Genomic DNA, 23,689 nt, shown 5'->3' with positions numbered 1-23,689 from the left:
GAGGATCCGTCCCCCGTACGGGGAACAGACGACACAAGGGGAAGACGCTCACCTGATGCCGGACCGACGCCGCCGCACGACTCTCCGCCTTCCGCTGTCCGACACCTTCGACGCGGAGCGTGGCTCATCGATGCTGCTGCGAGATCGCCAGTCCCCGACCCCGCCGTCGGCTCCGGAAGGGGACGACAACCCCTTCGCCCCGCCGCCCGAGGGCAGACCGGACCAGCCGTGGCAGCCGCGCCGCCCGGCGAACGGCGAGGGCGAGCGCGACGGTGAGGAGGGCGGGGAGGGCCGCGACGGCGACGACTCACGGCCTTCGCCGTGGGGCGGCCGCTGGAGCAGCCGCCAGCCGGGGCGCGAGGGCGGCGAGTTCGGCCGCAGGCCCCGTGGGGGCGGCCAGGACGAGGGTCAGGGCGGCCCCGGCGGCGGGTTGCGCTGGGACCCGACCGACCCGGCACAGCGGCGCGCCCGTTACGCGCTGCTCTCCGGCATGTGGGCCTTCTTCTTCGCGCTGTTCGGTCAGCCCGAGATCGGCCTGATGCTCGGTGCGCTCGCCCTGTACTGGGGCATCAGCTCGCTGCGCGCCGAGCCGCGGGTACCTGACCCGACCGCGCAGGCGCCGGCGCCGACGGCCGCGAGCGGCAGCGGCGGCAAGCCGCAGAAGACGGCGGCGGTGAGCGGACTGGTCACCGCGTCGCTGGCGCTGCTGATCGTGGCCGGGACGTTCACCACGCAGATCGTCTACCGCGACTTCTACGCGTGCACGAATGATGCGCTGACGAAGTCGTCCCAGCTCAAGTGCAACGACATGCTGCCGCCGTTGGTCGAGAAAATGATCGGCGTCAAGGAGTAGCCCCTCTCTCGCTCTCGTCGTCTCTCGGTGGCTCGGCGGGGTGCGGAGCCTCCGGGGACTCCGCCGGCTTGTGGTCCCGTTCCTCCCGCAGGTCCGGCATCAGGCCGCCCGACGCCGCCCTGATCGCCGCCCAGCGCACCTCGCGTGCGCCGGTGGAGTGCCAGCCGCCCGGGTCCGGATCCGCCGCCGGGCCCTTGGGGGGCAGGAAGTCGTACGGATCGAAGCCGTCGTCGCCGTCCGGATCATCCCGGTCACGCAGCTCGCCCGGGTCGTTCGCCGGGGCGGCAGTAGCCTGCCGCGGCCGACGCCACCAGCGCAGCCGCCCGGACGCGGGGGCTGCGGGAGACGCGGGCGGCGGGCTGGGGGCCGGGGCCGGTTCCGCAGCTCGCTCCTGCTCCGCCGTCCGCCGCCAGGCGCGCGACGTACCTTCGCGCAGCCGCCATGCGCGCAGGGTGAGCGACAGCGGAACGCTCAGGACCAGCGTCCACGCCAGCGCCGCCGCGCCCGCCTGCCACCAGACGGGGCCGAAGTCCGCCAGCCGGCCCGTTCCCAGCGGGCCGCCGGACGCCGCCGCCAGTACCGCGACCGCCAGCGCGCACACCACCGAGGCGCAGGCCGCCGCCAGCGCGGTCGCCCGGCGGCTCCAGGCCTCCTCCTGTAGGGCGAAGACAGGGGCGGCCGTACGTACGGTGAACCAGGCCACCGCAGCGCCCGCGGCCACCGGCACGGCCGCGGCGGACCAGGTCAGCGGCGTCCCGGGCCCCTCGGCCGGCAGCGCGGCGAGCAGCGGGAACTGGGGCAGGGCAGGGGCGCCCACCAGGGCGAGCGGGCCCGCGGTGGCCGACGTACCCAGGGCGAATCCGGGGCCGAGGCCGTAGGCGGCCCCCCAAACGGCGGCGTTCGGAACCAGCGCGAGGGCCAGCAGCAGCACCGCGAACCGGCCGGACCACACGCCGCTGAGCTGGAGGAACGACTCCTGCGCAGGGCCCGCGTGGCCGACCAGGGAGGCGGCGGTCAGCAGCGCGCCACCCCCGAGCAGCACCAGGACACCCGCCGCTGCGGACCGGAGGACGACGGTGAACCGGGGGCGCGCGATGGCCTTCCGTACACCCCGGGGCACCCAGGCCGGGAGCGGTCCGCGCGGGCAACCGCTCGCCGTCCACACCCCCGTCGCGGCCGCCCCGGCCGCGACGAGCGGCAGATGCAGTACGGCACTCAGCGGGGCGGCCGGCAGCGGTCCGCCCGCCGCGTAGACGGCGACGGCGGCACCGACCAGCAGATAGCCGGCCGTCACCCCGTAGAAGGCGATGCGCGGCGTGACCACGGGCGTCGACGCGACGAGCAGCGAGCCGATGAGCGACGCGCCTTCCGGAGTCTCCGGAGCCTCGCCGGGTTCGAGCGCGTGCCGCGCGGCGCGGTGCACGAGCCCCACCGGCAGCGCGACAAGCAGTAGCGGCGTGAGCCCGACGGGCGCCGGCACGCCGGACAGGGCGTCGGCCCGGACCAGCTCCGTACCGTGCGCCAGCAGCCACAGTCCGGCCGCGACGTGCATCGCCCCGGCGGGGCCGCTGTCGGGGTAGGGGGAACTGATCCACAGCACGATGACGAGGACGGCGAGTGCGCCGAGCCCGAGCCCGGCCGCGATCGCGCCGCCCAGGGCGCAGGCGACGGTCGCCGAGGCGCGGGCGCGCGCGGAGGGCGGCATCGGCGGCAACGACGGGCGGTGTTCGGTCACTTGAGTCACGCCGCAATGGTCCCAACGACACGCGGTTTATCCATGTAACAGGCGAATGGCCGTTGTGTCGCTCAATATACGGTTATGTACTTTTTCGCCCAGCGTCGTGCTGTGTGGAGTCCGTCATGACACGGAGCACCGAGTCCGCTTCCGGCCTGTCACTGCCCGCCCCCAAGGAGCGCCGGAGGCTGCGTGAGGCGAAGGCGATGAGCCATGAGGAGATCGCGGCGGCGGTAGGTGTCACCGCCTCGACGGTTCGGGCGTGGGAGACGGGCAAGACGTCCCCGCGCGGGCGCAAGCGTCAGGCGTACGCGAAGCTGCTGGCCGGTCTCCGGGCGGACCTGGACGCGACGACCGGCGCGCAGCCTCGCGAGGGCAGCCCGTCGGACCGCCTCGCGGGCGAGCCGCCGCAGTCCGAACCACCGGCCCGGACCAGCCCGGCCCCGCCGCCGAAGCCCGCCGCGGCGCACACCCGCCCCCGGGCCACGGCCAAGCGCGCGGCGAAGCCGCCGTCGAACGCGGCGGCGCCCCGGCACGAGGGCGCGGCGCCGGCCGCGACGGCCGGCACGTCCACGACGGACCCGGCCGGCAGCCCTCCGGCGCACCCGATCACGGCAGCGCCCCCGCCACCCCCCGACCCGGCCCCGGCGGAACCGGCACGGGCCTCGGACGCGGCCCCCGCCCCGGCCCCGGCCCCGGCCCCGGCCCCGGAACGAACACCACCGGGTCCCGCAGCCGTACCGGCCGCGGACACGGACCGGGCCACCGGCCCCGCGACGTACGCGGCAGACACGCGCCGCCCGGCGACCGCACGGCAGGCATCCACGGCCGCCTACACATCGGCCGCGCAGTACCCGGCCCCCGCCCCGGAGGCGGCCGCCGGCTCGCGCGCCCCCTGGGCGGCCCCGCTGAGCCCGGCGGAGGCGTTCGACGCGCTGTACGCGTACGCCGCCCCCGCACTCGCCCGGCAGGCGTACATGCTCACCGGCCGGCGTGCGCTCTCCCAGGAGGCCGTCGAGCGGGCCTTCCAGCAGGCCTGGCAGCGCTGGCCCGAGGTCGCCAGGGACCCGGATCCGGTCGGGTGGGTGCGCGCGGCGGCGTACGAGTACGCGCTCTCGCCCTGGCACCGGCTGCGCCGCGCCCACAGGGAGCCCGACCGGCCGCCGGCCAGGGCCGAGGACCGCGTACTGCTGGATGCGCTGCTGGACCTGCCGCCCATGTACCGCCGCACCCTGCTGCTGTACGACGGCGTGGGGCTCGACCTGCCCGAGACGGCAGCGGAGACCGAGGCGAGCACCCCCGCGGCGGCGGGCCGGCTGCTGAACGCGCGGGCGGCGGTCGCGGAGCGACTTCCCGAGCTCAAGGCGGCGACCTCCCCCGCCGAGCAGTCGTCGATCCTGCACGCCCGGCTGACAGCGCTCGCCCCGGTCGTACCGATGGTGCCGCCGCCCGCCCGGAACGTACGGACGACGGGCGAGCGCAGGACACAGCTGTGGACGCGGGCCGCCATCGGCCTCACGACGGCGATTGTGGCGGCGACGCTGTTCACGCTGGCCACCGCGCCGACACGGTACGAACCGGCGCAGGCCCCCGGCGAGGCCGTTCCCGGCGTGCCGCCTCCGCACATGGGCCCGCAGCTGCTGAGCCCGCAGGCCAGGCAACTGCGCCAGAAGCTCCGATCGGAAGCGGAAAGCGGACCGGAACGCCTGCGCCCGGAGCTGCGTTGACCGGCCCACCCGGCCGGGCCATACGCGTGTGGGCCCGCGCCCCCTCCGGGGTGCGGGCCCACAACGCGTAACTTGTAACTCTGCAGCTAGCGCCCCAGCGTCACGCGCCGAGGATCTCGCGCGCCAGCTTGGCGGTCTCGGTCGGCGTCTTGCCGACCTTCACGCCGGCGGCCTCGAGGGCCTCCTTCTTGGCCTGTGCGGTGCCAGAAGAACCGGAGACGATCGCACCGGCGTGACCCATGGTCTTGCCCTCCGGCGCGGTGAAGCCCGCGACGTAGCCGACGACCGGCTTGGTCACGTTCTTCGCGATGAAGTCCGCCGCCCGCTCCTCCGCGTCGCCACCGATCTCACCGATCATCACGATCAGCTCGGTCTCCGGGTCGGCCTCGAACGCGGCCAGCGCGTCGATGTGCGTCGTACCGATGACCGGGTCGCCACCGATGCCGACGGCCGACGAGAAGCCGATGTCACGGAGCTCGTACATCATCTGGTAGGTCAGCGTGCCGGACTTCGACACGAGACCGATGCGGCCGGGCTTGGTGATGTCGCCCGGGATGATGCCGGCGTTGGACTGGCCGGGGGTGATCAGACCGGGGCAGTTCGGGCCGATGATCCGGGTCTTGTTGCCGTTGGCGGTCGCATACGCCCAGAACGCCGCGGAGTCGTGCACCGCGATGCCCTCGGTGATGACGACGGCCAGGCCGATCTCGGCGTCGATCGCCTCGACGACGGCGGCCTTCGCGAACGCCGGCGGCACGAAGAGGACGGAGACATCGGCTCCGGTCTTCTCCATCGCCTCGGCGACGGAGCCGAAGACCGGTACCTCGGTGCCGTCGAAGTCGACCGTCGTGCCGGCCTTGCGCGGGTTCACGCCGCCGACGATGTTGGTGCCGTCACCGAGCATGAGCTTGGTGTGCTTCATACCGGTGGCGCCGGTCATGCCCTGGACGATGACCTTGCTGTCCTTGGTGAGGAAGATAGCCATGGCTTCTGTTCCCCTCTTCCTTACTTCGCAGCCGCGAGCTCGGCGGCCTTGTCGGCCGCGCCGTCCATGGTGTCCACGCGCTGCACGAGCGGATGGTTCGCGTCCGACAGGATCTTGCGACCCAGCTCCGCGTTGTTGCCGTCGAGGCGCACGACCAGCGGCTTGGTGACGTCCTCGCCCTTGGACTTGAGCAGCGCCAGGGCCTGGACGATGCCGTTGGCGACCTCGTCGCACGCGGTGATGCCACCGAAGACGTTGACGAAGACGGACTTGACGTCGGGGTCGCCGAGGATGATCTCGAGGCCGTTCGCCATGACCTCGGCGGAGGCGCCGCCACCGATGTCGAGGAAGTTGGCGGGCTTCACGCCGCCGTGGGCCTCACCGGCGTACGCGACGACGTCGAGGGTGCTCATGACGAGACCCGCGCCGTTGCCGATGATGCCGACCTCACCGTCGAGCTTGACGTAGTTGAGGTTCTTGGCCTTGGCAGCAGCCTCGAGCGGGTTGGCTGCTGCCTTGTCCTCGAGGGCCTCGTGCTCGGGCTGGCGGAAGTCGGCGTTCTCGTCGAGCGAGACCTTGCCGTCGAGCGCGATGACGCGGCCGTCGGCGACCTTCGCGAGCGGGTTGACCTCGACGAGGAGCGCGTCCTCGGCGATGAAGGTCTTCCACAGCGTCTGGAGGATCTCGGCGATCTGGCCGGCGACGTCGGCCGGGAACTTCGCGGCCGCGACGATCTCGGCGGCCTTCTCTGCGGTGACACCCTCGTTGGCGTCGACCGGGATCTTCGCCAGGGCCTCGGGCTTGGTGGCCGCGACTTCCTCGATGTCCATGCCGCCCTCGACGGAGGCCATGGCCAGGAAGGTGCGGTTGGTGCGGTCGAGGAGGTACGAGACGTAGAACTCCTCGGCGATCTCCGGCGCGGTCTCCGCGAGCATCACCTTGTGGACCGTGTGGCCCTTGATGTCCATGCCCAGGATCTGCCCGGCCTTCTCGACCGCGTCAGCCGGGTCGGAGGCGAGCTTCACGCCGCCGGCCTTGCCGCGGCCGCCGGCCTTCACCTGCGCCTTGACGACCGACCGGCCGCCCAGACGCTCGGTCACCTCGCGCGCCGCCTCAGGCGTGTCGATGACTTCACCGGCCAGCACCGGTACACCGTGCTTGGCGAAGAGGTCCCTCGCCTGGTACTCGAACAGGTCCACGCGCGTCCGTCCCTTGTCTTTTTAAGATTCGCAGTGATCGCGGTTCGTAATCTGCGTGGGCGTGCCGCGAAGGGCAACGTGACTGCGCTGTCACAGGGGAGGCGCACACGGTGTCCGGGAGCGCGGCATGTCCGTCTCGCAGGTTATCCCCGTGGGCCACAGGTCCCTAAATCGCAGATCACACCGGGGCGGTGATACCTGTCACAGATCCCGCCTGCGGCGGACACGGGCCGGGCGAGGCCGGGCGGCCCCCACCGCCGTAGGGGCCGCCCGGTGATCGTCCGTACGCCGTGGCGTACGTCGTGGCGTACGTCGTACTCAGATGCCGTAGGAGCCGGAGAACGCGTCCTGCGCGAACTGCGGGGCGATCGAGGTCATGCCCTGGGCGCCGGTGACGGCGTTCCCGGCCGCGGGACGGGCGTCCTCGGTGACGCCGGCGACGAGACCGCCGGCGAACGGCTGGACATCCGAGGTCACGCCGTACGCGAACGGCTCGACCTCGCCCACTACACCCTGCGCGAACGGGGCGACGGTGTCGCCGACGACGCCCTGCACGATCGGCTCCACCTCGGAGACGACGCCTCCGGCGAGCCACTGGGCCTCGCCCGCCACGCCGTAGGCGAACGGCGGGACGTCGCCCACCACACTCTCCGCGAAGTGGACGGGAGCCTGCTCGTTCTTCCCGTACCCGCCCGCGGGGCGCGTCGCGTCGGTCCGGCTGTCAGGGGGCACCTGTCCCCAAGCCGCCGGGCGGTACGAGGAAAAGGGCACCGGCACCGCCTGGTCCGACCCTGCCTGGTGGGGCGGGGCCGGGGCTTCGTCGGGCGAAGGCCGGTCGGATGCAGGGAGCGTTTGCCCGTTCTCGGGTGCCTGGGGTGTGCGGTCTCCCTCCGGGTCGCCGAGAGGCGGCAGCGGAACGGGCAGCGGATCCGGCAGCGAGGCGGGCAGCGCGCCGGTGACCTCCTCTGCCACCTCGCCCACCGGGCGGACGACTTGGTGCACGGTGTCCGCGACGGGCCGGGTCAACGCGCCTATGGAGTCGGCGGCCATGCGCAGTTCGCGCGGGACCACCTCCCGCATCCGGTCCCGTACTTCGGCGACCGGGGCCACCGGCAGTTCCGCCGCGTGGGCCGGCCCTCCGCAGAGGAAACCGAGCGCCAGCAGGCCCCCGAGGAAGAGCACGACCGGCAGCACACGCCGCCCGGCCGCGGCGCGCAGCTTGCGCACGGCGGCAACGGAACGAGCAAACGCTGCGGTCAAGATGGGGGAGCCTTCCCAGGGCGGCGGAACACGGCATTCCATGGGGAACAGGACGAAGGCTGCACGAGCCTCCCGGGGTCACGCAAGTCCCGTGTTACTGATGAGTCACCATGTCCGGTATGGGTAGCGGCCGTTTCTCGATCGCGGCCGCCATCACCTCCGGGAACAGATCGGGCGTACAGGCGAACGCGGGGGCACCGAGCGCGGCCAGGTCTGCCGCGTGCCGGCGGTCGTACGCGGGGGCGCCCTCGTCGGAGAGCGCGAGCAGCGCCACGAACTGCACGCCCGCAGCCTTCATTGCGGCCACCCGCTTGAGCATCTCGTCCCGGATTCCTCCCTCGTACAGATCGCTGATGAGGACGACGACAGTGTCCGCGGGCCGGGTGATCTGCGACTGGCAGTACGCGAGCGCCCTGTTGATGTCGGTGCCGCCGCCCAGCTGGGTTCCGAAGAGGACATCAACCGGATCGTCCAGCTGATCGGTGAGGTCCACCACGGCGGTGTCGAAGACGACAAGGCGGGTGGCGATGGAGCGCATCGAGGCGAGGACCGCGCCGAAGACCGAGGCGTAGACGACCGACGCCGCCATCGACCCCGACTGGTCGATGCACAGGACGACGTCCTTCTTCACGGACTGCGAGGCCCGGCCGTAGCCGATCAGCCGCTCCGGCACAATGGTCCGGTACTCGGGCAGGTAGTTCTTCAGGTTGGCCCGGATGGTGCGGTCCCAGTCGATGTCCCGGTGCCGCGGCCTGCTGATCCTGGCCGAACGGTCCAGCGCCCCGGACAGCGTGGCGCGCGTCCGGGTGGCGAGGCGCTTCTCCAGGTCCTCGACGACCTTGCGCACCACCGCGCGGGCCGTTTCCTTAGTCGTCTCCGGCATCGCCTTGTTGAGCGAGAGCAGCGTGCCCACCAGGTGCACATCCGCCTCGACGGCCTCCAGCATCTCCGGCTCCAGCAGCAGGGCGGACAGGCCGAGCCGGTCGATGGCGTCGCGCTGCATCACCTGAACGACGGAGCTCGGGAAGTACGTACGGATGTCGCCCAGCCAGCGCGCCACGGATGGCGCCGACGCCCCGAGCCCGGCCGAACGGTCACGGCCGCTCTGCCCGTTCCCTCCCTTGCCGTAGAGCGCGGCGAGCGCGGCGTCCATCGCCGCGTCCCGCCCGGCGAGGGTGCATCCGGTCCCTTCGGCCGACTCTCCGCCGAGCACCAGCCGCCACCGCCTGAGCCTCTCCTCGGCAGGGTCGGTACGGTCGGCACGGGCCATGGTCATTGAGCCACCTCCACGGGCACATCGGGCATGTCGAGCAGCAGGCGGAGCACGGGCAGCACAGCGTCCGCGCGCTGCGGGTCCAGCTCCGCGGCGAAGCCGGGGACGGCCGCCGCGGTGGCTCCGGCCGCCGGCCCGGCCCGGCCGGCGGGGCCGCGCCGGACCAGCTCGCCGAGCGTGCGGCGCACGCCCGGCTCGTACGCCGAGAACGTGCGGCGCAGCAGCGGCAGCACATCGGTGAACGCGTCCGCGGGCACAGCGGTGAGCCAGCTGTCGAGCAGGCTGAGCAGCCGCTCGTCGTGGACGAGCAGCATTCCCCCGCCGGCACTGCCACCGACGAAACCCTCGACCCAGGCCGCGGCGTCCCCCGGCGCGGTTCCCGCCGACAGCGCGAGCGCCATGAGCCGCGCCGCCTCGTCCTCCTCGAGCCGCCCGTCGTCCAGCAGCAGCCGGGCGGCCCGGCCGCGTATGACGCCGGGCACGGTGTCCCGCCCGGCGAGCGTCCGCAGTACCGCCGCCCAGCGACCGCGCAGCCCGTCGTCGGCCAGCAGGCCGATCGCCGAATGGACGGCGTCCACATGGCCGCGCATCTCCGCCGCGCCGTCGGTGTCGAGTCCGGCGCACGCGGGCGGCAGCCCGACGCAGACCCGCTCGGCCAGGCCCGCCGCCACCTCGGCGAGGGCAGCCGTGTCCGTGCCCCGCACATCCCCGTACCGCAGCGAGCGGGCCAGCGCGGGCAGGGCCTGCGCGAGATGGCCGACGTCCGCGTCGAGCGCCGCCCGGTCGGCCAGGACCTTCATCACCAGGGGCAGCGCGTCGGGCAGTTCGGCCAGCAGGCATCGCTCGGCGAGCGCGGTGACTTCACCGAGCGCGGTGGCGGCGACCGCCTCCGACTCGGCCTTGGCCGTGGCGGCGGACCGTACGGTCGTCCCCCATATCCCGGCCTCGGCGACCCGCACCGAGAGCTCCGGTTCCCACCGCAGCCGCCAGGTCTCCCGGAACGTGCCGGTACTGCCGCGTGAGCGCGCCGGCTCGCCCCACCCGACGGACAGCAGACGCAGCCGGTGCAGCAGCCGGCTCCGCGCGGAGTCCGTGTCCTTGCGCAGGTCGAGCTCCAACTCCCGCTCCAGCGCCTCCGGTTTCAGCCGGAGTGTGCGCTGCGCGCGGGTCAGATCGCGCTGCAGGGGCACGACGGGGGCGGACTCGGGCACCTCACCGAGCACATCGCCGACGACCAGCCGGTCCTGCACGAGCGAGAGCGGTATGTCGGAGCCTTCGCACATCACGGCCCGGACGGCGTCGGTGGTCTCCGAGAGACCGGCGAGCGGACGGCCCCGCATGGCGGCGAGGGTGTCGGCGAGCCGGACCGCCTCGATGACATGGGCGGACGAGACCGGGCGGTCCTCCTCCCGCAGCAGTCCCGCGACCTTGGTCATCCACCGCTCGACCGGCCGGTCCGGGGCGCTGAACAGATGCCCGTACCAGCCGGGCGAGGCGATCCCCGCCCCGTACCCGCTGTCCCGGGAGAGCCGCCGGTGCGTCCAGGGCACCCACGTCATCTCGATCCTGGCCTTGGGCAGCCCCTTGAGCAGTGCCCGGTCGGCGGTGGCCGTGGTCCGCTCCTGGAGCGCCGGCACATGCCACGCCCCGCACACCACGGCGAACTCGTCACCGAACTCGCGTCGTGCCGCGCGCAGTTGGAGCCGCATATGGGCCTCACGCACCAGATCGCGCGCGTGCCCGCCGTCCCCGTACGTCTCGCGCAGCGCGGCCATCGCGTCACCTAGTGCCTCGAACGCGGCCAGCGGGCCGGCAGTGTCGCGGTGTTCCACGACGTCTTCCCACCAACGCTCGGGATCGTCGTATCCGGCGGTCTCGGAGAGGACGGCGATCGGATCGATGCGCAGCGCCTCCTCGGACGATTCCCCGGACGGTTCCTCGGACGGTTCCTCCCCCTCGGTGAGCGCGAGGGAGTGTGCGGCCGGGAGGTCGATGAAGCGGACCGGTACGCCCTGTTCGAGCGCCCAGCGGATGGCCACCCACTCCGGGGAGAACTCCGCCAGCGGCCAGAACGCCGCCCGCCCCGGATCGTCCGTGACATGGGCAAGCAACGCGACCGGCGGGCGCATGTCCACGTCCGCGGCGAGCGCCAGCACCGCGTCACCCTCGGGCGGGCCCTCGACCAGCACGGCCCGCGGCCCGGCCGCTTCGAGCGCGGCCCGCACCGCACGGGCCGACCCGGGCCCGTGATGGCGCACCCCGAGCAGGGCGGGTCCTGTCATACCGAGACCTCCCGGCAGGCGCGGTAGAAGTCCTTCCAGCCGTCGCGCTCGCGGACGACCGCCTCCAGGTACTCCTGCCAGATGACCCGGTCGGCGGCCGGGTCGCGGACCACCGCACCGAGGATTCCGGCCGCCACGTCCGCCGGCCGCAGGACTCCGTCGCCGAAGTGCGCGGCCAGGGCGAGGCCGCTGGTGACGACCGAGATGGCCTCGGCCGTGGACAGCGTGCCGCTCGGCGACTTGACCTTCGTACGGCCGTCACCGGTGACCCCGTCCCGCAGCTCGCGGAAGACGGTGACCACGCGGCGGATCTCCTCAATGCCCTCGGGCACGGCCGGCAGGTCCAGGGAGCGCCCTATCTGGTCGACGCGCCGGGCCACGATGTCCACCTCGGCGTCGGCCGTGGCGGGCAGCGGCAGCACGACCGTGTTGAAGCGGCGGCGCAGGGCGCTGGAGAGTTCATTCACCCCGCGGTCGCGGTCGTTGGCCGTGGCGATGAGGTTGAAGCCGCGGACAGCCTGCACCTCCTGCCCCAACTCGGGGATGGGCAGCGTCTTTTCGGAGAGCACGGTGATGAGCGTGTCCTGGACGTCCGCCGGGATGCGGGTGAGCTCCTCGACCCGCGCGGTCATGCCATCGGCCATGGCCCGCATGACGGGGCTGGGCACGAGCGCGTCACGGCTCGGCCCGTGGGCGAGTAGCTGGGCGTAGTTCCAGCCGTACCGGATGGCCTCCTCCGGGGTCCCCGCGGTGCCCTGCACCAGCAGGGTCGAATCGCCGCTGACGGCTGCCGCGAGATGCTCCGAGACCCACGTCTTCGCGGTGCCGGGCACACCGAGCAGCAGCAGCGCCCGGTCGGTGGCGAGCGTGGTGACGGCCACCTCGACGATGCGACGCGGGCCCACGTACTTGGGGGTGATCACCGTCCCTCCCCCAGACTTCGTCCGGGAGGTGCCCCCAGGCAGGGTGCCGCCGAGCAGATAGGTCGCCACCGCCCACGGCGACAGCTGCCACCGCACGGGCCTCGGCCGGTCGTCGGCGGCCGCCAGCGCCTTGAGTTCCTCCGCGAAAGCGTCCTCGGCGTGCGGCCGGATCGCCTCGTTTTCGGGCACGTTCATGGATCCCCCTCCAGATCTCCCGGGTGTGGTTTCCACCGTGCACCACGCCACTGACAATCGACCCAAGGTCGGGTATCGCCGCAGGTCAGAGCGATTGTCAGTGCGGGGATCTACCTTCGTGAACATGCTGCAATCGAACGGGGGACAGCCCCCGAACCCCCCGGAGCAGGGGGTGCGATGGACTGCGGATCAGGTGCTGGCACTGGCTTCTGATGACGCGTCACGCAAAGCGGGAAACAAACTCGGCACGGCGGGGCCGTGGTCGGAGGCGGGCAGCTCCGGAGCGGGCGCGGTGTGGGGACTGTGCAAGGGCAGCGGCAGCAAGCCGTACCAGACGGTGGTCGACACGGCGGAGGTCGCGTACAAGTGCTCCTGCCCGAGCCGGAAGTTCCCGTGCAAACACGCGCTGGGGCTGCTGCTGCTCTGGGCGGCGGACGACCGGGCGGTGCCGGACGCCGAGGAAGAGCCCGGCTGGGCGGGTGAGTGGCTCGAAGGCCGCAGCAAACGCGCCGAGAAGAAGCAGGAGACGGGAGCGGACGCGGCGAAGGCCGCCGATCCCGAAGCCGCCAGGCGCCGGGCCGAGCGCCGCGCCGAGCGGATCACCTCCGGCGCGACCGAGCTGGAGCAGCGGCTGTCGGACCTGCTGCGTGGCGGACTGGCCGCGGCCGAGCGGACGGGTTACGGGCTGTGGGAGGAGACGGCGGCCCGCATGGTCGACGCCCAGGCGCCGGGACTCGCGGGGCGCGTACGGGAGTTGGGGGCCATCCCGTCCTCGGGCCAGGGCTGGCCGGTGCGGCTGCTGGAGGAGTGCGCCCTGCTGCACATGCTGGACCGGGCCTGGCTGGGCCTGGACCGGCTGCCGGAGCCACTGGCCGCGACGGTGCGGACCAGGGTGGGCCTACCCGCGGTGGCGGACGGCCGGGCGGTCCGCGACCACTGGCTGGTGCTCGCGCAGTACGACACCACGGACGGCAGACTCACCACGCGCCGCATCTGGCTGCACGGCCGCACGTCGGGGCGCACCGCCCTGGTCCTCGACTTCGGCCCACCGGGCCGGCCGCCACAACTCGCCCTCCCGGTCGGCCTGGCCCTCGACGCCGAACTCACCTCCTTCGCCGGAGCCGGACAGCTCCGGGCCGAACTCGGCGAGCGGTTCGCCGCCCCTGCGCCCCTCGCGGGGCGCCCGCCGGGCGCGGACACGGGGACGGCCCTCGAGCTGTACGGACAGGCCCTGCGCGACGACCCGTGGCTGGACTCATGGCCGGTGACGCTGCACCAGGTCATACCGGTCCCGGCCGAAGGAGCCTGGCAACTGGCCGACGCGGCCGGCGACTCCGCCCTGCCAGTCAGCCCCGCCTTCCACTCCCGCCCGGGTCTGTGGCAACTGGCAGCCCTCTCCGGCGGCGCCCCGGTAACGGTATTCGGCGAATGCGGCCACCAAGGCTTCACCCCTCTGACGGCCTGGCCGGAAGGAGCAGAAGAACCGGTCCCACTGACCTGACGAAACGCCGGCGCGGATGACGGGGCGGGCGGCGGCGACGACCGCTGCGGCGCTCGCCACGATCCGGCGCGGCCGTGCTGGCGCGCCGGCGGCCACAGCGGCGGCGGTCCCGGCAGCGCGGCGGCGCGGGCGGTCCCGGCGGTGCGGCGGTCCCGGCGGTGCGGCGGCGCGGCGCTCGCCATGATCCGGCCCGCTGTGCCGGCGCCACGGCCGGGCGGCCAACGGCCGCGGCGGCAGCGGCGGTCGGCACGACCTGACCGGACGACCGCGTCGGCAGCCGGACCGGCGGCCGAACACGCGGCCTCCACGGACGGTTCGGCCGGCGACTGCCGGTCCACGGCAACCGGCTGCCGCACTACCGGCCATACAGCCGCCCCGAGCGACCGGCCTCGCGATCGACCCGCACAACATAGGGACTCGCCACCACGCCGGGGGAAGAGCCCGTCACCTCGGCCCTCCTGGGCACTGCGCAGTAACGGCGGGCTCCAACCGAGGACCGCTCCGCCGACGACCACCGACCGACGACGCGAACCGAAACGACCGGCCTCATGGCCGCCCCGAGCAACGGAGGGATCCTATGACCGACACCACGACGTCCTGGGAAGGGCTCGTCACCTCGGCCCTGTTGGGCACCGATCGGCGGCCGCCGGCAGCCGACTTGGTGCCGGCCGGGCACGACGCCGCGGCCGCGCTCCTGGACGCGGCGGCGCTGCACAGCGTGCGGCGCCGGGCGGGGCTGCTTCCCGCGCGTGCCGCCCAGCGCCCCGAGCCCGCACCGCACGATCCGCGCCCCGCACTGCCCGCGGCAGCCCGTCGCCGGCTCGCCCAGCTGCTGGCCGACCGGTCCGGGCCTGCGGGCACGGGCGGCCGGCGCGGAGCCTCACCCGACCTCACCGAACTGCTCCCCCAGTGGCTCGCCGCCGCCAACCGGCGCCGCTTCCGGGCGCCCCACGCGCTGCTGCCCGCGTTGCTGGACGCGGCCCGCGCCCGGACCGATCTGCGGCCGCAGGCGCTCACCCTGGCCGGACCGAGGGCGCTCTGGCTGGCGCGCCTCAATCCGGACTGGAAGTTCGCGCTGCGCGGCGCGGCCGGCAGTTCCGCGCTCCCCGACCCCGCTGACACCGATCAGGTGGCACTCCTGTGGCGGGAGGGCCTGTTCGCGGAGCGCGTCGCCCTGCTCACCGCCGTACGGGCCCAGGACCCGGCCGCCGCGCCGGCTCTGCTGGCGACCACCTGGGCGACCGAGCGGGCCGAGGACCGGCTGATGTTCCTCGACTCCCTGCGCACCGGGCTCTCCGATGCCGATGAGCCGTTCCTCGAACAGGCCCTCGCGGACCGCAGCCGCAATGTCCGCGCCACCGCCGCGGAGCTGCTCTCCGCGCTGCCGCGATCCGCCCTGGCCGCGCGGATGGCCGCCCGTTCGGAGTCCTGCGTGAGCCTGGACCGTACGGAAGGGGACGTACGTATCTGGGTGGAGGCACCGCACGAGTGCGACGCCGCCATGCAGCGGGACGGCGTGGTGCCCAAGCCCCCGGCCGGGCGCGGCGAGCGGTCCTGGTGGCTGGGCCAGCTGGTGGAGGCGGCCCCGCTGTCCGGCTGGCCGGGCCGGCTCGGCGGCCGGACGCCCGAGCAGATCGTGGCGCTGCCGGTGACCGACGGCTGGCAGGAGGAGCTGCACGCCGCCTGGTGCCGGGCGGCGGTACGGCAACGGGACGCGGATTGGTCGCGGGCCCTGCTCGGTGCGCCCGCGCTGCCCCTCGACGCCGGTCCCGGCACCGCCTCCCTCGCCGAGCGCGCGAAGCTGCTTGCCACGCTGCCGGGGCACGAACGTGCCGTCTGGGTGGCTGAGTTCATCGACGCGCACGGCCTGTCCGAGGCGTTCCAGCTGCTCGGGGTGTGCGCCGTCCCGTGGGCCGAGCCGCTCGGCCGGGCGGTGGTCGACGCGCTCGACATCGCGCGGGACGCCGGGAGCTATCCCTGGAGCTTCAGCGGAGTGATGGGCCTGGCGGAACGCTGCCTGGACCCGGCGGAGGCGAGCCGGCTCGAAATCCTGACGGCGATACCGGACGAGGCGGAGGGTGCGTCACCGGGCGCGGGCGGCTACTGGTCGGAGGCCTTCCAGCGGCTGGTCTCCACCCTGCGCCTACGCGCGGCGATGCTGGCGGAGCTGGACGCCCGACGGACCACGGCCAGGACCGCCCCGGCGCCTGACAGGGGCAGGTCGGGGCCGGTCTGAGCGGGTCGGAGCAGGTCGGGGCGGTCAGGCCTCGGCGGGCTGGCGCACGTTCGCGCGCACCCAGTCCACGATCGACGCGGTCGTCGCGCCCGGGGTGAAGATCTCGGCCACGCCCTTCTCCTTGAGCGGGGCGATGTCCGCCTCCGGAATGATGCCGCCGCCGAAGACCTTGATGTCCTCCGCGTCGCGCTCCGTCAGCAGCTCGAGCACCTTCGCGAAGAGCGTGTTGTGCGCGCCCGAAAGGATCGACAGACCGATCGCGTCGGCGTCCTCCTGGATGGCGGTGTCCACGATCTGCTCGGGCGTCTGGTGCAGGCCGGTGTAGATGACCTCCATACCGGCGTCGCGCAGGGCCCGCGCGATGACCTTGGCCCCGCGATCGTGCCCGTCGAGACCCGGCTTGGCCACCACCACGCGGATCGGACCGGTCACACCCATCACTGCCTCCATGTACCGACTGCGCCGTCATTGGCACGGGTCCCCGGTGCCGCGAGGGCCGGGGATGTGAACGAACGTTATCTACAGCATCCCGCAACCCCCCGTTTCGCGGGGGATAGCGAGGGGGAAATCACACATGGGACATGTTCGCTTTGCGCCGCGCCCGCATCACCCGGCTCAGGAGCCGCCAGCAGGGGACGGTCGCAAGGGGAGCCGCAACGAAGGCGCCGCCCCACCGTGCCGGCAGCCGCACGGCACGGTGGGGCGGCATACCGGCATTGATACGGCAGGGCACGGCACGGCAGCATGCGCGCTCGACCGACCACACCCCGCCCGCCGGCCTCCTCCGCCGCGGAGCCCCATGAGGGCATACGGGGGACAGAGGCGTCCTCCCTCATGCCATTCGGGAGGTCGGCCATGAGGATCCAGCTCCTGCTACCCCCTTGCCTCCGCCATATACGCCTGTCGGCCGCACTGGTCCGGGCCACCACCCTTGAGCTGGCGATCCTCGCCGGCCACCTCCTGCTCTACCCCACCGGCATCAGCCAGGAGCGCCGCCAAGGCTCCCCCGGTCCCCTGTCGTCCGCCGGTCCCCCGAGTCCCCCGAGTCCCACCGTATCCACCGGGGCCACCGGACCCGCCGGCGCCACCGAGGCCGTGCAGCTCCCGGCCGACCGCTCGTCCGGTACGCCGGTGGTCCTGCTGCACGGATTCGTCGACAACCGGTCCGTCTTCGTCCTGCTCCGGCGCTCCCTGACCGCGCACGGCCGGCACCATGTGGAGTCGCTCAACTACTCCCCGCTCACCTGCGACATACGGGCCGCTGCCGACCTGCTCGGCAGGCACATCGAGGAGATCTGCGCCCGCACCGGCCACCCGCAGATCGACATCGTGGGGCACAGCCTCGGCGGGCTGATCGCCCGTTACTACGTACAGCGGCTCGGCGGCGACACTCACGTCCGCACCCTGGTCACGCTCGGCACGCCGCACGCGGGGACCCGGATCGCCCCGCTGATGAGCGCGCACCCCATCGTGCGGCAGATGCGCCCCCACTCCGATGTGATCGAGGAGCTGCGCGAGCCGGCCCCGAATTGCCTCACCCGATTCGTCAGCTTCTGGAGCGACCTCGACCAGCTGATGCTTCCGCTCGAGACCGCCTGTATCGACCACCCCGACCTGATCGCACAGAACGTGCGGGTCAGCGGCATCGGCCACCTCGCACTTCCCGTGCATCCGGCGGTCGCGGCCGGGATCCGCCAGGCGCTGGAGGCCGCGGAAGCCCCGGCAGACACCTCGGGAACGGTCTCGGTGGCCTGAGGACACCCCCACGACATCGAACGTTCATCGAACACAGGGCCAAGGCTCTGCCCACAGTCGGCCGAAAGGCGGTCGAATGCCCGGTTCTTGAGCGCCCGAAACCTGCCGAAGATTGTCGCCGTCGCGTACCGCCGGGTACAGTCACGCCACTGCTCTCCCTCTGGGGTACCCCCACCCCAGACCCCAGGCCCCCGTTGCCGAGGCGAAAGAGAAGTTGGTGAACGACCGTCACCCGTCGGGGTTCTCTCCCCCCCCGGCCCCGGCTCCCGACGCCTCATACACGCAATACGCGTCGTACGAGCACCAGGGAACCTTCGCCGGCGACCCCCTCTTCGGTGCGCTTCCGAGCGACTACGACGGCGGCCACAGCGGCCAGTACGACAGCACGCAGTGGAACACCGACGCCTACACGTCGGCGGATTACAGCGGATACGGCTACGGCTACGGCACGCAGCAGGCCACGCACGAAACCGGTCTGTACGACAGCGGCAGTTACGACACCACCGCGTGGTCCGCCGAGGGTTATCCGTCGGCTGTGGAGATCCCGGCCCAGGTCAGCTACGACACCACGGGCCAGTGGGACGCCAACGCCTGGAACCAGACGGGCCAGTTCGAGAAAGGCCAGTTCGAGAACGTCACGTATGGGTACGACACCACGGGGCAGTGGACAGCGCCGGGCTTCGAAACCGGTACGTACGACGCGACAGCATGGAACTCGGGCGAAGCCGAGATTCCGGAGCAAGAAGCGCCCCCCGCGGCAGAGTTCACCGCCGCCGAGTTCGAGACCGCGGCCTTCACGTACGAGCCCGAGTCCGAACCCGAGACCGGGCCTGTCCCCGATGACCACCACGCCGAGCCGCTGCTCGAAGCGGAACTCGCCACCGCGCCCGCCGCGCCCACCCCGCCCCGCCCCGCCCGCCGCGCCGCCGGAAACCGCACCCGCCGCCGTACGCCCGCGAAGCGCTCCGCACTCCTCACCGTCGCCGTTCCGTCCGCCTGCGTCATGGGCGTCGCCGGTATCGCCGCCGCCTCCGTCAGCGGACTCGGCGACGTGAAGCAGGACGACACCACCACGCAGGCCGCCCCTGACCCGGCCTCGGTCAAGCCGGTCGCCGCGAACAGCAAGCTGGACACGCAGCTCGCCGCGCTCAGCGCCGACGCCGACGACTTCGCCGACCGCGCCAGCCGTACCCAGGAGCGGATCGACCTCAAGGAGCGGCAGGCCGCCGAGAAGAAGAAGCGCGAGGAGGAGGCGCGCCGCAAGGAGCTCCTGCGCCCCAAGTTCGCGCTGCCGGTGAAGCAGAACGGGCTGAGCGCGCAGTACGGTCAGGCCGGCGTCAACTGGATGTCGGTGCACACCGGCATCGACTTCCCCGTCGCGTACGGCACCCCGGTCATGGCCGCGACCGACGGCACCGTCCGCACCCAGTGGAACAGCGCCTACGGCAACATGGCGATAGTGACCGCCCGCGACGGCACCGAGACCTGGTACTGCCACCTCAGCAGCATCAAGTTCCGCTCGGGCACGGTCAAGGCCGGCGACGTCATCGCGTACTCCGGCAACTCGGGCAACTCCACCGGCCCGCACCTGCACTTCGAGGTACGGCCCGGCGGCGGATCCGCGATCGACCCGCTGGCGTGGCTGCGCAACCACGGCCTCGACCCGACGTAACCGGCCCGAGCCCGAGCCGAAGGCCGGCCAGAGCCGAAGGCCCAGCCCGTCCCGTCCCCCCTACAGCTTCTGCACCGGCGCGTACCGCAGCAGCAGCCGCTTCGGCTTGGCGTCTCCGAAGTCGATCGTCGCCTGCGCGTCCCCGCCGCTCCCGGTCACTTCCTGCACAGTTCCCAGCCCGAACTGGTCGTGCGTGACCCGGTCGCCGACCGCCAGCGCGATCACCGGCTTGTCCGTCGCCCGCCGCGTGGCGAACCCGGAAGGCCCGGACCGCGACCGCGCCGCGGACAGCGACGACGTCAGCGAGGACGTAATCCCCGACGTCGGGCCGGCCGGGAGCTGCGCGCCCTTCCGCTTCCACTCCAGGTGCTGCTCCGGAATCTCCTCCAGGAACCGCGACGGCGGGTTGTACGCCGGCTGCCCCCACGCACTGCGCATGGAGGAGCGCGTGAGGTAGAGCCGCTCGCGGGCACGGGTGATACCGACATACGCCAACCGCCGCTCCTCCTCCAGCTCCTTGGTCTGCCCGAGCGCGCGCATGTGCGGGAAGACCCCGTCCTCCATGCCGGTCAGGAAGACCACCGGGAACTCGAGGCCCTTTGCGGTGTGCAGCGTCATCAGCGTGATGACGCCCGAGCCCTCCGTGTCCTCGTCCGGGATCTGGTCGGAGTCGGCGACGAGCGCCACCCGCTCCAGGAAATCGGCCAGCGTGCCCGGATTCTCCTCGTCCCGCTCCTGCTCGAACTCCAGGGCGACGGCGGCCAGTTCCTGGAGGTTCTCGATGCGCGTCTCGTCCTGCGGGTCGGTGGACGCCTGGAGCTCCGCCAGATATCCGGTGCGCTCCAGTACCGCTTCGAGCACGGTGGCGGGCCCCGCCCCCGATTCGACGATCGTGCGCAGGTCGTCCATCAGGACGTTGAATCGCTTGACCGCGTTCGTCGAGCGGGAGGCCATCCCGTACGCCTCGTCGACCCGCTTCAGCGCCTGCGGGAAGGTGATCTTCTCGCGCAGCGCCAGCGCTTCGATCATGGCTTCGGCGCGGTCGCCGATACCGCGCTTCGGTACGTTCAGAATGCGCCGGAGCGGGACCGCGTCCTCCGGGTTCGCCAGTATCCGCAGGTAGGCCAGCACATCGCGGACCTCCTTGCGCTCGTAGAAGCGCACGCCGCCGACGACCTTGTAGGGCAGACCGACCCGGATGAAGATCTCTTCGAAGACACGGGACTGGGCGTTGGTCCGGTAGAAGATGGCGACATCCCCGGCCTTGGCGTCACCCGCGTCCGTCAGCCGGTCGATCTCGTCGGCGACGAACTGCGCCTCGTCGTGCTCGGTGTCCGCGACATAGCCGGTGATCCGCGCGCCCGACCCCGCATTCGTCCACAGGTTCTTGGGGCGACGGCTCTCGTTGCGCTCGATGACCGCGTTCGCAGCGCTGAGGATGGTCTGCGTCGAGCGGTAGTTCTGCTCCAGCAGGATCGTCGTCGCGTTCGGGTAGTCCTCCTCGAACTGGAGGATGTTGCGGATGGTGGCCCCGCGGAACGCGTAGATCGACTGGTCGGCGTCACCCACCACACACAGCTCGGCGGGCGGCACCTCCTCCGTACCCGGCCCCACCAGCTCGCGTACGAGCGTGTACTGAGCGTGGTTGGTGTCCTGGTACTCGTCGACCAGGACGTGCCGGAACCGGCGCCGGTAGTGCTCGGCGACGTCCGGGAACGCCTGGAGCAGGTGCACCGTCGTCATGATGATGTCGTCAAAGTCGAGCGCGTTCGCCTCGCGCAGCCGCGACTGGTACATCGCGTACGCCTCGGCGAGCGTCTTCTCGAAACCATCGGCAGCCTGCGACGCGAAGGTCTCCTCGTCGATCAGCTCGTTCTTCAGGTTCGAGATCTTCGCGCTGAAGGACTTCGGCGGGAACTTCTTCGGGTCGAGGTCCAGGTCACGGCAGACCAGAGCCATGAGCCGCTTGGAGTCGGCGGCGTCGTAGATCGAGAACGACGACGTGAAGCCGAGCCTCTTCGATTCGCGCCGCAGGATACGGACGCACGCGCTGTGGAAGGTCATGACCCACATCGCATGGGCACGCGGCCCGACCAGGCTCTCGACGCGCTCCTTCATCTCACCGGCGGCCTTGTTGGTGAAGGTGATCGCCAGGATCTCGCCGGGGTGCGCCCTGCGCGCGGACAGCAGGTGCCCGATCCGGTGCGTCAGTACGCGCGTCTTGCCGGAGCCCGCGCCGGCCACGATGAGCAGCGGCGATCCGGAGTGCACCACCGCGGCCCGCTGCTGCTCGTTCAGCCCGTCGAGCAGGACGGCCGGGTCGATCACGGGCCGGGCGGCCCCGTTCCGGTAATACGCGTCCCGGTCGGCGGGCGCGTCGAATCTGCCCCCGAAGAGGTCGTCCGCGCCCGCTTCCGGGGCGTGCTCCTCGGGCGGCGGCGGGTGCTCCTCGCCGGAGGGCTGGAGGTCCGCCAGGAAACTGTCGTCAAAGAGGCTGCTCATCGCCTCCCGAGTCTAGGCCGCCGCACTGACAGCCCGGCGACGAGTTCGGGGAAGGTAACGAAAATGTATCGGACATATCGAACATCAGGCTTCCCCCCAGCCACACAGATTGGCTAGCGTGCTCCGCCAAGGCCCTCCGTGCCCCACCGGCGAACCGCGCCAGAACGGATGGCCCCGCGCCGAGTCCGGCCTGTCGTACGGCAGTTCGGAGCCGGGGACCCACCATGCACAACCGGGGTGAATCGGACCGGCCCCGCCGGACCGTAGGGCGACCTTCCTCCCCCAGCCTCCGGCCGGGGGGACCCTCATCCGCCCGAACCCGACAGCTAACCCGGTAGGCGGTCCACGGAAGGAGATGCCGGCCTTGGCGTCGCATCGCAAGCCGCGCACCCGGATACGAACCACCGCTCCCGCAGTCGGGATCACGACCGCAGCAACCGCAGCACTCGCCTCCGTCAGCATCCTCGCGCAGAGCGCGAGCGCCGCGCCCGGTGCGCCGGCCGAGCCGAAGCCGAGCGTCGAGGACGTACAGAAGAAGGTCGACGAGCTGTACCGCCAGGCCGGAACGGCCACCCAGAAGTACAACGCCGCCAAGGAGCGCACCGACACCCAGCGCAAGAAGGTCGACGGCCTGCTCGACCAGGTGGCGCAGAACACCGAGAAGCTGAACGAGACCCGGCGCGAGCTCGGCACCTATGCCGCCGCGCAGTACCGCACGGGCGGCATGAGCCCCACCGCCACCCTCCTGCTCGCCGACGACCCGCAGGGCTACTTCGCCCAGGACCATCTGATGGACCGGCTCGGCGGCCGCGAGCAGGAGATCCTCAGCGACTACCGGGCCCAGCAGGCCGAGGCATCCAAGAAGCGGGCGGAGGCGGCCAAGAGCCTGGAGTCGCTCACCACGTCACAGGCCGGCCTCAGCGCCGGAAAGCAGGAGGTCCAGCGGAAGCTGGCCGAGGCGCGCGAGCTGCTGTCGAAGCTGACGGCGCAGGAGAAGGCGCGGCTCGCCGCGATCGAGCGGAAGAAGGAGGAAGAGGCCAGGCGGAAGGCGGAGGAGCTGGCGCGCAAGCAGGCGGCCGCGGAGAAGCAGCGCCAGGAGGAAGCGCGACAGGACCAGCAGCCGGCCCCCGGCACGGGCTCCGGGTCCGACTCCGGTACGGGCACTGGTACCGGTACGGGCTCGGGCACCGGCACCGGCACCGGTACGTACGCCGCCCAGGCGGAGAAGGTGCTCTCCTTCGCCCGCGGCCAGATCGGCAAGCCGTACGTCTGGGGGGCGACGGGACCCAGTTCGTACGACTGCTCGGGCCTGACCCAGGCCGCCTGGAAGACCGCGGGCGTCGACCTGCCGCGCACCACCTGGGACCAGGTGAAGGTCGGCACGCGCGTCGCGACCGACGACCTGCTCCCCGGTGACCTCGTCTTCTTCTACGACGACATCAGCCACGTCGGCATCTACATCGGCGACGGCAAGATGATCCACGCCCCGAAGCCCGGGACGAACGTCCGCGAGGAGTCGATCTACTACATGCCGATCTACGGCAGCGTGCGCCCCGCATAGTCCGACGCACACCCTTGCCCCGTTCGCACG

Annotated in this window: 16 protein-coding genes and 1 riboswitch; of the genes, 7 read left to right on the top strand and 9 right to left on the bottom strand. The window is 72.4% G+C overall.

Going from position 1 to position 23,689, the window contains the following annotated elements:
- Nucleotides 1-55: 55 nt before the first annotated feature.
- Nucleotides 56-853 carry a hypothetical protein gene (locus tag NLX86_RS12375; protein WP_254371704.1) on the top strand — a complete coding sequence of 266 codons (798 nt, stop codon included), beginning with the start codon at nucleotides 56-58 and terminating at the stop codon, nucleotides 851-853.
- On the opposite strand, the gene NLX86_RS12370 is transcribed toward NLX86_RS12375, so the two are convergent.
- Nucleotides 843-2,597, bottom strand: coding sequence for a DUF6350 family protein (locus tag NLX86_RS12370; protein ID WP_254371703.1), 1,755 nt, complete (start codon nucleotides 2,595-2,597; stop codon nucleotides 843-845). The two genes, NLX86_RS12375 and NLX86_RS12370, sit on opposite strands and share 11 nt — an antisense overlap.
- Nucleotides 2,598-2,713: 116 nt before the next feature.
- Here NLX86_RS12370 and NLX86_RS12365 point away from each other — a divergent pair, with 116 nt between their 5' ends.
- The gene (locus tag NLX86_RS12365) at nucleotides 2,714-4,315 is read left to right on the top strand and encodes a helix-turn-helix domain-containing protein (protein ID WP_254371702.1); all 1,602 of its coding nucleotides are present in this window, start codon (nucleotides 2,714-2,716) and stop codon (nucleotides 4,313-4,315) included.
- A gap of 100 nt (nucleotides 4,316-4,415) precedes the next feature.
- On the opposite strand, the gene sucD is transcribed toward NLX86_RS12365, so the two are convergent.
- The 6 genes from sucD to NLX86_RS12335 form a co-directional block, all read right to left on the bottom strand.
- A complete protein-coding gene (gene sucD, locus NLX86_RS12360) occupies nucleotides 4,416-5,300 on the bottom strand; it encodes a succinate--CoA ligase subunit alpha (protein WP_254371701.1) in 885 nt (294 codons plus the stop codon).
- A gap of 20 nt (nucleotides 5,301-5,320) precedes the next feature.
- On the bottom strand, nucleotides 5,321-6,499 hold the full coding sequence (gene sucC / locus NLX86_RS12355) for an ADP-forming succinate--CoA ligase subunit beta (protein WP_254371700.1): 1,179 nt from the start codon (nucleotides 6,497-6,499) through the stop codon (nucleotides 5,321-5,323).
- A gap of 318 nt (nucleotides 6,500-6,817) precedes the next feature.
- Entirely contained in the window at nucleotides 6,818-7,726 is a 909-nt protein-coding gene (locus tag NLX86_RS12350) for a hypothetical protein (protein ID WP_254371699.1), read from the bottom strand.
- A 127-nt stretch (nucleotides 7,727-7,853) separates the two neighbouring features.
- The gene (locus NLX86_RS12345) at nucleotides 7,854-9,035 is read right to left on the bottom strand and encodes a VWA domain-containing protein (protein WP_254371698.1); all 1,182 of its coding nucleotides are present in this window, start codon (nucleotides 9,033-9,035) and stop codon (nucleotides 7,854-7,856) included.
- Nucleotides 9,032-11,314 carry a DUF5682 family protein gene (locus tag NLX86_RS12340; protein WP_254371697.1) on the bottom strand — a complete coding sequence of 761 codons (2,283 nt, stop codon included), beginning with the start codon at nucleotides 11,312-11,314 and terminating at the stop codon, nucleotides 9,032-9,034. Before NLX86_RS12340 ends, NLX86_RS12345 begins: the two co-directional genes overlap by 4 nt.
- Nucleotides 11,311-12,432, bottom strand: a complete 1,122-nt coding sequence (locus NLX86_RS12335; protein ID WP_254371696.1) for an AAA family ATPase — start codon at nucleotides 12,430-12,432, stop codon at nucleotides 11,311-11,313. The genes NLX86_RS12340 and NLX86_RS12335 overlap by 4 nt, the downstream gene beginning before the upstream one ends.
- A 172-nt stretch (nucleotides 12,433-12,604) precedes the next feature.
- Between NLX86_RS12335 and NLX86_RS12330 the strand changes: the two genes are divergently transcribed.
- Both NLX86_RS12330 and NLX86_RS12325 read left to right on the top strand, forming a co-directional pair.
- The gene (locus NLX86_RS12330; RefSeq protein WP_254371695.1) at nucleotides 12,605-13,933 is read left to right on the top strand and encodes an SWIM zinc finger family protein; all 1,329 of its coding nucleotides are present in this window, start codon (nucleotides 12,605-12,607) and stop codon (nucleotides 13,931-13,933) included.
- A 577-nt stretch (nucleotides 13,934-14,510) separates the two neighbouring features.
- The gene (locus tag NLX86_RS12325; RefSeq protein ID WP_254371694.1) at nucleotides 14,511-16,169 is read left to right on the top strand and encodes a DUF5691 domain-containing protein; all 1,659 of its coding nucleotides are present in this window, start codon (nucleotides 14,511-14,513) and stop codon (nucleotides 16,167-16,169) included.
- A gap of 24 nt (nucleotides 16,170-16,193) precedes the next feature.
- Here NLX86_RS12325 and NLX86_RS12320 read toward each other — a convergent pair whose 3' ends face one another.
- Nucleotides 16,194-16,607, bottom strand: coding sequence for a cobalamin B12-binding domain-containing protein (locus NLX86_RS12320; protein ID WP_254371693.1), 414 nt, complete (start codon nucleotides 16,605-16,607; stop codon nucleotides 16,194-16,196).
- Between the two features lie 417 nt (nucleotides 16,608-17,024).
- Here NLX86_RS12320 and NLX86_RS12315 point away from each other — a divergent pair, with 417 nt between their 5' ends.
- The gene (locus NLX86_RS12315) at nucleotides 17,025-17,924 is read left to right on the top strand and encodes a triacylglycerol lipase (protein ID WP_254371692.1); all 900 of its coding nucleotides are present in this window, start codon (nucleotides 17,025-17,027) and stop codon (nucleotides 17,922-17,924) included.
- 217 nt (nucleotides 17,925-18,141) lie between these two features.
- The gene (locus NLX86_RS12310; RefSeq protein WP_254371691.1) at nucleotides 18,142-19,596 is read left to right on the top strand and encodes a M23 family metallopeptidase; all 1,455 of its coding nucleotides are present in this window, start codon (nucleotides 18,142-18,144) and stop codon (nucleotides 19,594-19,596) included.
- A 60-nt stretch (nucleotides 19,597-19,656) separates the two neighbouring features.
- Here the strand turns inward: NLX86_RS12310 and pcrA are convergent, their stop codons facing one another.
- The gene (gene pcrA, locus NLX86_RS12305) at nucleotides 19,657-22,098 is read right to left on the bottom strand and encodes a DNA helicase PcrA (protein ID WP_254371690.1); all 2,442 of its coding nucleotides are present in this window, start codon (nucleotides 22,096-22,098) and stop codon (nucleotides 19,657-19,659) included.
- Between the two features lie 167 nt (nucleotides 22,099-22,265).
- Nucleotides 22,266-22,455: riboswitch (cyclic di-AMP (ydaO/yuaA leader) on the top strand.
- On the opposite strand from pcrA, the gene NLX86_RS12300 reads away from it, so the two are divergent.
- Entirely contained in the window at nucleotides 22,454-23,659 is a 1,206-nt protein-coding gene (locus tag NLX86_RS12300) for an NlpC/P60 family protein (RefSeq protein ID WP_374213869.1), read from the top strand. It overlaps the preceding riboswitch by 2 nt.
- The last annotated feature ends 30 nt before the right edge of the window (nucleotides 23,660-23,689 follow it).

This window comes from Streptomyces sp. A3M-1-3, from assembly GCF_024213665.1.
Classification (GTDB): domain Bacteria; phylum Actinomycetota; class Actinomycetes; order Streptomycetales; family Streptomycetaceae; genus Streptomyces.
This window is presented reverse-complemented; position numbering and strand designations above follow the sequence as displayed.

Coding starts and splice junctions, on each gene's coding strand:
- NLX86_RS12375 (WP_254371704.1), top strand. CDS start 56: ATGCCGGACCGACGCCGCCGCACGACTCTCCGCCTTCCGCTGTCCGAC.
- NLX86_RS12365 (WP_254371702.1), top strand. CDS start 2,714: ATGACACGGAGCACCGAGTCCGCTTCCGGCCTGTCACTGCCCGCCCCC.
- sucD (WP_254371701.1), bottom strand. CDS start 5,300: ATGGCTATCTTCCTCACCAAGGACAGCAAGGTCATCGTCCAGGGCATG.
- NLX86_RS12345 (WP_254371698.1), bottom strand. CDS start 9,035: ATGACCATGGCCCGTGCCGACCGTACCGACCCTGCCGAGGAGAGGCTC.
- NLX86_RS12340 (WP_254371697.1), bottom strand. CDS start 11,314: ATGACAGGACCCGCCCTGCTCGGGGTGCGCCATCACGGGCCCGGGTCG.
- NLX86_RS12335 (WP_254371696.1), bottom strand. CDS start 12,432: ATGAACGTGCCCGAAAACGAGGCGATCCGGCCGCACGCCGAGGACGCT.
- NLX86_RS12325 (WP_254371694.1), top strand. CDS start 14,511: ATGACCGACACCACGACGTCCTGGGAAGGGCTCGTCACCTCGGCCCTG.
- NLX86_RS12320 (WP_254371693.1), bottom strand. CDS start 16,607: ATGGGTGTGACCGGTCCGATCCGCGTGGTGGTGGCCAAGCCGGGTCTC.
- NLX86_RS12315 (WP_254371692.1), top strand. CDS start 17,025: ATGAGGATCCAGCTCCTGCTACCCCCTTGCCTCCGCCATATACGCCTG.
- pcrA (WP_254371690.1), bottom strand. CDS start 22,098: ATGAGCAGCCTCTTTGACGACAGTTTCCTGGCGGACCTCCAGCCCTCC.
- NLX86_RS12300 (WP_374213869.1), top strand. CDS start 22,454: ATGCCGGCCTTGGCGTCGCATCGCAAGCCGCGCACCCGGATACGAACC.